Genomic DNA, 8,232 nt, shown 5'->3' on the forward strand with positions numbered 1-8,232 from the left:
CCCGGGCCCGGGCTGGCAACGCCGGCTTCGACGAGATCGGCGTGGTGACCGTCGGGGAGCGGCCGGCCCGGATCATCATCGTCGCGGTCGGCTCGTTCGGAGCGGGTCTGGTGCCCGGCCTCGCGAACCTCGCCGCGAGTATCGCGACGACCGCGACGCTGGCGGTGTGCGCCGTCGGCTTCTTTCAGCTCACGGCCACGGTCCACGCGACCCTGGCAGCCGGGTCAGGCCGGGCCGATGAGGCCGGCGACGATGCCGGCGGAGAGCACGACGAGCGGCAGCCCACCGCCGGGATGGGTTGATCCGCCGACGAGAAACAGGCCGGGCACCCGGGATGTGTTCGGAGGCCGCAGGAAGGCCGCCCGCACGCCGTTCGAGGATCCACCGTAGATGGATCCGCCCACCGTCCCGGTGCGCCGTTCCAGATCCGCCGGGGTGATGGTCTCGTACCAGCGTAACCGGGGGCGGACGTCGAACCCGCGGGCGGCGAGCACGTCGAGGATGCGCCGGGCGTAGCCGTCGACGAGCCCGGGACGGTCCCAGTCCAGGGTGCCTGCGCCGTCGTGGCCGCCTGCGCCTCGGTGCGGGGGCGCGTTCACCAGGACGAACCACGCCTCGCAGCCCGGCGGCGCGCAGGCCGGGTCGGCGGGCGCGGCAAGGTAGATGGTATGGTGGGATCGGCCGCCAGCCGGCCCGCGAAGACGGCATCGAATTCAGCGTCGTAGTCGGCGGCGGCCGGCCCGATCGTTCACCAGCCGGCCGTAGAGCGCCGCCGCGTCGGCGTTCGCGACGACGACGTCCGCGGGCAGCCGGGTACCGTCGGCGAGGCGGACCCCGTCGACCCGCCCGCCGGGGGTCCGGGTCACCGTCAGCACCGGCGCGTCGAGCAGGATCCGGACGCCGCGTTCCTCGGCGCGGCGGGTGAGCGCATCCCCGAGGCGGTGCAGGCCGCCCGCGACGTACCAGCCCCCGAAGCGCCGTTCCGCGTGGACCACCGACACCAGAGCGGCGGGGGCGTGCCGGGGATCGGATCCAGAGTAGGTGGCATAGCGGTCCAGGATCATCCGCAGCCGGGGATCACGCAGGTAGCGCAAGCCCAGCCGGCGCAGGCTCCGGCCGGGCGCGATCGCGGCGATGTCACCGGGTGAGGACCAGGCGAGCCGGACCAGCCCGGTCGCCGACACGGGACTGGACAGGAACGGTCCTTCGGCGGCGTCGAAGACCCGGCAGGCCCGGTCGGTGAGCCGCCGCCAGTCCTCGCCCGACCCGGGGGCGATCCGATCGTCCAGTTCGGCCACGAACGCGTCGTCGTCGGCATGTGCGGCGAGCGTCGTGCCGTCGGCGAACCGGTAGGACGCGATCGGGTCCAGTCGACGCAGCTCCACCTCACCGCGCAACGGCCCGCCGGTCGCGGTGAACAGGTCCTCGAACACGCCGGGCATGGTCAGCAGGGACGGGCCGGTGTCGAAGCCGAACCCGTCGCGCTCGTACCAGCCGAGCTTGCCTCCGGTCCGCGACGACTGCTCGCAGACCGTCACGTCATGCCCGGTGGCGGCGAGCCGGGCCGCGGCTGCCAGCCCGCCCACACCGGCGCCGATCACCACAACACGGGCCATGCGACGACTGTACGAGCTGCTCCTTCCCGGTTATCCACGAGGAAGGAAACGGGCATCGAAGCCTCGAGAAGGAGAAGGAAGCCGCCGGAAGGACGACAAGGGAAGCCTCTGGCGGGGTGAGGAAGGGTGGACCAGCGGTCAGGGGCAGCGGGTAACCGGTCGTCCCTTCCACCGGGCGGTACCCCGCCGACGACGCCACCACGACACCGCCGTCAGGTAGCCCAACAGGCTCACGGAAGCCGGATGAGCGGCGGCGTCAGGCCAGCTCCGGCCGCCCGTGCGGCGGGCGGCGAGCACCCGGCCGGCGACCCCGGCGAGGTACCCGACCGCGCCCGGGCCCGAGCCACCCAGTGCCGCCACCGCCGGCACGACGAACAGCCAGGCCAGCACGCCGATCTGCCCGGCGCTGCCGAGCGTGCTTCCACCGGCGACGGCCAGCGACTTCGCGTAGCCGTCCCGCAGCTGTGACCATCCGGAGTACATCCGATTGACCGCGAGGTCGGTGCCGTCCGCGACCACTCCCCGCCCGCCGGCACGCTTGAGCCTCCGCAGCAGGGCGACATCCTCGATGACCTGGTCCCGGACGCCCTCGTGGCCGCCGGCCCGGCGGTAGGCCGCCACGTCCACGGCCAGCAGCTGTCCGCCCGCCGCGGAAAGCGATGGCCGGGTGGAGCGTTCGGCCAGCCGCAGCGGCAGCAGCGCCAGCCACGACCACTGGAGCAGGGGTTGGATCAGCCGTTCGGCGACACCGGCCGCCTCCTGGCGCGGGTAGGGCGAGACGAGGTCGAGGCCGGCGTCCCGCAGGAGGAGAACGGTCCGCGCGACGCGGTCGGGGGCCACCGTGACGTCGGCGTCGACGAAGACGAGGACCGTGCCCGTGGCCGCCGCCGCGGCCCGGGCGCAGGCGTGCGGTTTGCCGAGCCAGCCGGCGGGGGCGCCGCACCGCGCAGCGCGACGATCCGGTCGTCCCTCGCCGCCCACCGAGCGAGGATCTCCCCGGTGCCGTCGGTGGAACCGTCGTCGTAGACGAGGATCTCGAGGTCGGGCACCCACTGCGAGCCGAGCAGGGCCGACAGGCAACGCGGCAGGCTCCCGGCCTCGTCGCGGACGGGTAGCACGACCGTCACCCGTTCGCGTACCGGCCGGGCCGGCGGTGGGACGCGTAGCAGCCGCGCGTTCACCGCCGTGTGCACGGCGATGGCGCTGGACGCCACCGCGGCGGACCGTACCGCACCCGACCAGCATCGGCCGGCGAGCCACCGGGCCGGGGATCCCGGTACCGTCCGTCCCGTCCGGTGCCTCGTCCCGCGCCGCCGCGACGAGCGCCGCCCCCATCGCGATCCCGCCGGCCACGGCTACACCGGGACGGTCGAAGAAGGTGAGGTTCGCCAGCGTCGAGGAGACGTAGGCCCACAGGAGAAGGGCGAGCGGAGCGCGATCGTCGCGTGCCGTGCTCCCGGCCCGGTCCGGAAGCGCCGTCAACGCCGCGGTCATGGCGATCGCGACGGCCACCCATCCGGCGGTGTTGGTGAGCGGGATTCTGTTGAGCGCCGGGCCGCCGCCGAGCCACCGCCAGTACCCCGCGGTGACCATCTGCGGGTCGATGAAGAGATCCCAGGCCGCGAGGACGAGCGCGGCCAGCACGACGGTGCGCGCCCGGCCGCGGTGGTGGCGACGGGCCAGGACATATGCCGGGTAGGTCATCATCGCCCAGACCATCGGCACCACGACCGGGACGCCGTACAGGCGGGTGCCCAGGGCGGAGCCGTAGGCGTAGCGGCCGAAGGGCCAGCCGGTGTGCACGCCCACGGTCTCTACGAGCAGCCCGCCGCCGACGGTCACGGCGAGGAACCCGGCGGTCCACGCTCGGCCACGGGTGAGCAGGGCGTGGCTCACCGAGGAGGCGAAGAACAGCACGATCGAGGCGATGGCGAGCGCCGCCCCAGCGGATCCGGTGACCAACGGACAGGGGAGCTGCACCGCCACGGTGGCCGCCGCGAAGATCCACGGTATCGCGGTGAGCCGCGCCGGCCGCGCCGATCCGGTGAAGAGCGCGCCGGCGGTCATCGTACCGGTGCGTGCCGGTCGGCTCCTTCGGCGGAGGCGCCGTCGGGACAGGCGGGGGAGCGTCCGTGGAGCTCCTTGCCGAGCACGGCGTAGGGGGTGAGGGTCCCGGGGAACTGGAAGTCGGACAACAACGGGACGAATCCCTCATGGTCGTACAACCGGCGTGCCGGACTACCCGGGGGTTCGAGGGCGGACAGCGCGGCCGTGCGTTGCGGGGCCCCGCGCAGCAGCTCCCGCAGTATGGTGCGCCCGATCGCTCGGCCCTGGTAGGCGGGCAGGACGTGCAGCTCCACGATCTCGAGGCAGTCGTCGAGCCAGTACGCGGCCGAGTCCGGCGGGAGCGCGTCGGCGACGACGTCGTGCCACCACTGGCCGACCCGGCCGGGCAGTGCGTAGGTGATCCCGACGAGTTCGTCGTCGGGTGTGACGGCCGCCACGGCGCGAAGGTCCCGCCACTCGAAGTGCCGGCGCGCATGGGCGGCCCGGTCCCGGGCGGCCCGCGGCGGGTCAGGCTCATGATGATCGAGGAAGGCGGCCTTGTAGACCGCGATGACATCGTCGAGCCGGGTGCGCGTCCGGCTCGGGGACCAGCGGACCACCCTCACGCCCACGTCGGTCACCGGCGTCGCCTCCTGTCCGCGCCCGGATCGCCGACCTGGCCCCACGAGTCGGGTCCGGCGAGCCAGGAGGCTGGGGCGCACCATCACGTCGCTCGACGATAACCCGCCGCTCGCCGGCACTGCTCGGCGATGGGAATTACTGCTACGTAACGTCATTCCACTGATGTGGAGGGTGCTACCTCCGGATGGGTGGGAGACCCGCCCGATCACCGGCCATGGCGAGCGCGGCGCAGCGCGGCGTGCCGGCGAGGAGGTCGGCCACCAGCATGGCCACCGCCGGGGCCTGCACGGTGCCACCCGCGTTCGTCCCTGCCGTCACGATCACCCGGCCGCCGTGGTCTGCCACGGCCTCGACAAGGGGGATGCCGTCCGGGGTCGCCGGGCGCTCGCAGACGCGGACGTCGAGCATCTCCACGGTGCCGTCAGGCCGGCGCAGCGTCGGGAACAGGCCGGCGACCGCCTGCTCGAAAACCGCGCGTAGGCGGGCGACGCCGCTGTCCGCGACCGCCCGCACGGCGGTGCCCAGATACCCGAATCCGCCGCTGACATGGATCCTGGCACCATCGGCGGACAGCGTCACATTGATCACACCGAGGGGATCTCCGGCGTGGACCTTCACCGGCCGTCGCAGACCCGGGTTCGGCAGGGTCAGTGAGAGGCCGAGCAGATGCGCGACGGCACCGGCGCCGGGCCAGGCGGCGCCCAGCAGCCGCTGCAGATCGCGGCCGGCCACGGTCACCACGGCCCAGCCGGTACGCAGGGTCGAGCCGTCCGCGAGATGCAACCGGACCCCGTTCCCGGCTCCGTTCCCGGCTCCGCTCCCGGTCTCGTGCCCGGCCTTGTTCCCGTTGCCGTCGAGGCTCCGGTCGATGCCGGTCTCGATGCGTTCCACCCGGGTGCCGGCGCGCACCTCGACGCCCGCGGCCCGCAGCCGGTCGATGAGCACCGTGGCCAGATCGTGGATGTTGACCGCGTAGCCGTCCACCTCGACCGCCCCGGCCACCTCCCGGGCGCCGCCGGGCAGCGGGACCGAGCAGCCTAGCGTGGGCCAGCCGCGAACCAGATCCGCCCGGGACAACCGAACGACCCGCCCCCCCGCGGCCCGCTGCAGCTGCTCGCCCGCGGCGAGGTCGCCCGGACCGAGATAGATCCGCGGGAGGCGGGCGTCCCAGCGCAACCCGCACCCGGTACCGAGCCCGTCCCTGCCGTCGGCGAGCGCGAAAAGATGCTCCCACCCGCGCAACCCCAGCCGGTTCAGGGCGATCACCAGGTCCCGGGCCACCGCGTGCAGCCCGGGATGGTCGGCGCACTGCTCGAAGGCGCTGGCCCAGGCCCTCTCCGGCTCCGACAGCGACTCCGGGTCCCGTAGCCGCCAGCCGCCGTGCGTCGGATCGCGGTCGAGAACACCCACGCGGCTCGCGTCCGCCTGCGGCAGCGTCTCGGTCGCCGATAGGTGCCGGCCGTTCGTCCCCGCGAACGTCGTGCCCTGGGCGGCAGGGTCCGCCCGGTCGGCCGGCGCGGCGTCGAGGACCCGGACGGGGTGGCCCCGCAGCCGCAGCACGAGCGCGATCGTGAGTCCGACGATCCCGCCGCCGACGACCACCACGTCGTGCTTGTCGACGGCGGAACCGTCAGGGGCCGGGTCCTCGCCGACCCCGCGGCCGGTGCCCCGCGGATCGCCCCGACGATCGGCCAGGTCATGACGATCGCCCTTCGGGCCGTGCCCGGCGAGGTCGTGCCCGGTGAGGTCGTCCAGGTCGGCCCGCCCGACCACCGCGAGGAACGCCTGATCGAGATCGTCGCTGCAGGCGGGACTGTGCATCGCTACGGAGCAGAGAGTGAACCCGCGCCGCAGCTCCCCGCCGTCCTCGGCGATCCGCCCCGCGAGCAGCCCGCGGACCGGGCCGAGGAACCGGGGGGCGTTGTCGATCACGACCTCCAGGTCACGGCGGTCGTAGGCGTCGACCAGCGCCCGGTCGGTGAAGACGTCCGGTTCGCTGACTGACACGAGTCGGCGGCCGGTGAACGCCTTGACGTGCCGCATGTCGATCATGCCGGCGGACATCCGGGACCCGCCGTGCACGAGGGGCGCGGCGATGCTGATCAGATCGGCGGCGTCGAAGACGTCCTCGACGGTGCGGGCGACGTGGATCCGGTCGACCGGCAGTCGGTGCTTCGCCGCCCAGAGCGCGGCCGTCGCCGGCTTCGCCGCGAGCGAGGGAGCGTGTACGGCCAGATGCCAGCCGCGTGCGGCGCCCTCCCGGGCGACCCGACTGTTGATGTTTCCGGCGCCGACGAGGCCGAGCACGCCCGGCCGGTCGGTGCGCGTGGCGGCCCCAGCCGGCTCCGCGCCGGATGCGTCGCCGAGCGGGTCGAACAGCCGGTCGACGATGAACCGGGCGACGTGCCGGGCGTTGACCTCGGGGGTGTTGCACACCTCGATCCGGTGGCGCGCCGCAGCGGCCAGGTCGACGGCGGCGAGGGAGGTGCCCCGGCGGACCAGCAGCAGGCGTCGGTCCCGGCCGGCCTCCGCCGGGTCCGTGCGGACCGCGGTGGCCCACTGTTCGAGTGCCGGTCCATCCACCGCGTTTACCCCGACGACGAGGGTGTGCGGCCGCAGTTCGACCAAGGCGTCGGCTAGGCCCGTCGGCTGGGTGGCCAGCTCCGGGCGTAGCCGGGCGGCGTCGTGCCGAGTGACGAGCCGCGCGACCCGTTCGCTCACTGGTGTCGCGATCAGAACCCGACGGCGGGGGGCTGCGTCCAAGGCGCCTGCTCGCGGGGTGCCTGCTCGCGGGGTATCGACATGCGGCTTGCTTCACCTGGTTCGTAGAAAGGTGCGGGGCGTAGGAAGGTGCGGGGCGTAGGAAGGTGCGGGCGGCCCCTTCACGGTGGCGGGTGCCGTTCAACGGGGCGTCAAAGCAGGCCGTGTCCCCGCCCGGATACGGCGGGGGTCGTGGACGGATCTTCAACGCGGCGTCAACGTCGGCTCGGGGCTGACCTGCAGGAGAGGATCCCGCCCGCCCAGCGTCCCCCGCGAGCCGAGCACCGCGAACCGCGCGAACAGTTCCTCGCTGTACCAGCCGACCAGCGGTGTGCGCCGGACGACCTCGCTGTGCGCGGGGCGGCTGTAGGCGAACCTGCGCAGCGACGCCGCGTCCTGCCAGAGGCTGAACGTTCCCTGTAAGCCGATCGGCGCCTCCCCGATGCCAGCCGCGAAGATCAGACCCTCGGCCTCGGCGAGGTCGACCGCCGCTGCCGGCACCGCTCGGCGGAAGGTGAGCGTGTGCCGCAGGGTGACGCGGGCCCGGGTGATCACCGCGACCGCCGCGGGGGCGCTCGCGGGAGACGGAACGTTCGACGCTGCCGGGTTGCCGAAGGGCTCCTGCCGTGACCACCGCCCACGTGACGACAGCGGGTGAAGGTCGATCCGCCAGCGTTCCTCGGCCAGTGATGACCATGCCCGCACCGACGCGGATCGTTCGAAGGAACGGGCCGCCGACGGGGAGGACCAGACGGCGACCATCGCCCACTGGCACGGATCGGCGTCCCGCAGGGTGAAACTGCTCGCCGAACCGGTGCCCAGCAGTTTTGCGAAGGTCAGTCCCGGTGTGTGCCGCAGGGCGGTACGGTCGGTGGCCATCCGCGCCAGGGCGTAACCGATCCGTCGTCGGGGCACCCGCCAGAAGTCGACGGTGACGAGCGTGCTCATCGCCGCACCGACGACAGGCGCAGCAGGCTGTCACGGACGGCCCCGTACTTGTCGGCGAAGGCCGTGGCCACGGCCCCGGCGCCGTCGTTGTCGCGCAGGGGTACCACCCGGCACCGCCCGGTTCCAGCCAGTACATGCCGACCGTCGCCCGCCACCTCGGCGAGCAGGCCGTCCGGACCGCCGCGGCCCAGCAGCGCGACGAGGTCGGGGGAGGAGACGT

At 73.7% G+C, this 8,232-nt stretch carries 4 protein-coding genes and 4 pseudogenes; 1 reads left to right on the forward strand and 7 read right to left on the reverse strand.

Annotation, left to right across the window (positions count from 1 at the left end):
- Nucleotides 1-302 (forward strand): annotated as a pseudogene (locus ACY45C_RS02135) (CDP-alcohol phosphatidyltransferase family protein); the annotation flags it as partial.
- Here the strand turns inward: ACY45C_RS02135 and ACY45C_RS02140 are convergent.
- From ACY45C_RS02140 to ACY45C_RS02170, 7 genes and pseudogenes are all read right to left on the reverse strand, one after another.
- Nucleotides 225-1,616, reverse strand: a pseudogene (locus ACY45C_RS02140) (phytoene desaturase family protein). The pseudogenes ACY45C_RS02135 and ACY45C_RS02140 sit on opposite strands and share 78 nt — an antisense overlap.
- A 138-nt stretch (nt 1,617-1,754) precedes the next feature.
- Nucleotides 1,755-2,830, reverse strand: a pseudogene (locus ACY45C_RS02145) (glycosyltransferase family 2 protein).
- Between the two features lie 151 nt (nt 2,831-2,981).
- A pseudogene (gene cruF / locus ACY45C_RS02150) lies at nt 2,982-3,683 on the reverse strand (bisanhydrobacterioruberin hydratase CruF); the annotation flags it as partial.
- Nucleotides 3,680-4,303, reverse strand: coding sequence for a GNAT family N-acetyltransferase (locus tag ACY45C_RS02155; protein WP_462185988.1), 624 nt, complete (start codon nt 4,301-4,303; stop codon nt 3,680-3,682). The pseudogene cruF and the gene ACY45C_RS02155, both read right to left, overlap by 4 nt.
- 175 nt (nt 4,304-4,478) lie before the next feature.
- Nucleotides 4,479-7,067, reverse strand: a complete 2,589-nt coding sequence (locus tag ACY45C_RS02160; RefSeq protein ID WP_462185989.1) for an FAD-binding oxidoreductase — start codon at nt 7,065-7,067, stop codon at nt 4,479-4,481.
- Nucleotides 7,068-7,268: 201 nt separating this feature from the next.
- Nucleotides 7,269-8,012 carry a spheroidene monooxygenase gene (locus ACY45C_RS02165; RefSeq protein ID WP_462185990.1) on the reverse strand — a complete coding sequence of 248 codons (744 nt, stop codon included), beginning with the start codon at nt 8,010-8,012 and terminating at the stop codon, nt 7,269-7,271.
- A partial coding sequence (locus ACY45C_RS02170) for a hypothetical protein (RefSeq protein ID WP_462185991.1) occupies nt 8,009-8,232 on the reverse strand: 224 nt, incomplete at its 5' end. The genes ACY45C_RS02170 and ACY45C_RS02165, both read right to left, overlap by 4 nt.

Source organism: Frankia sp. CcWB2 (assembly GCF_977927585.1).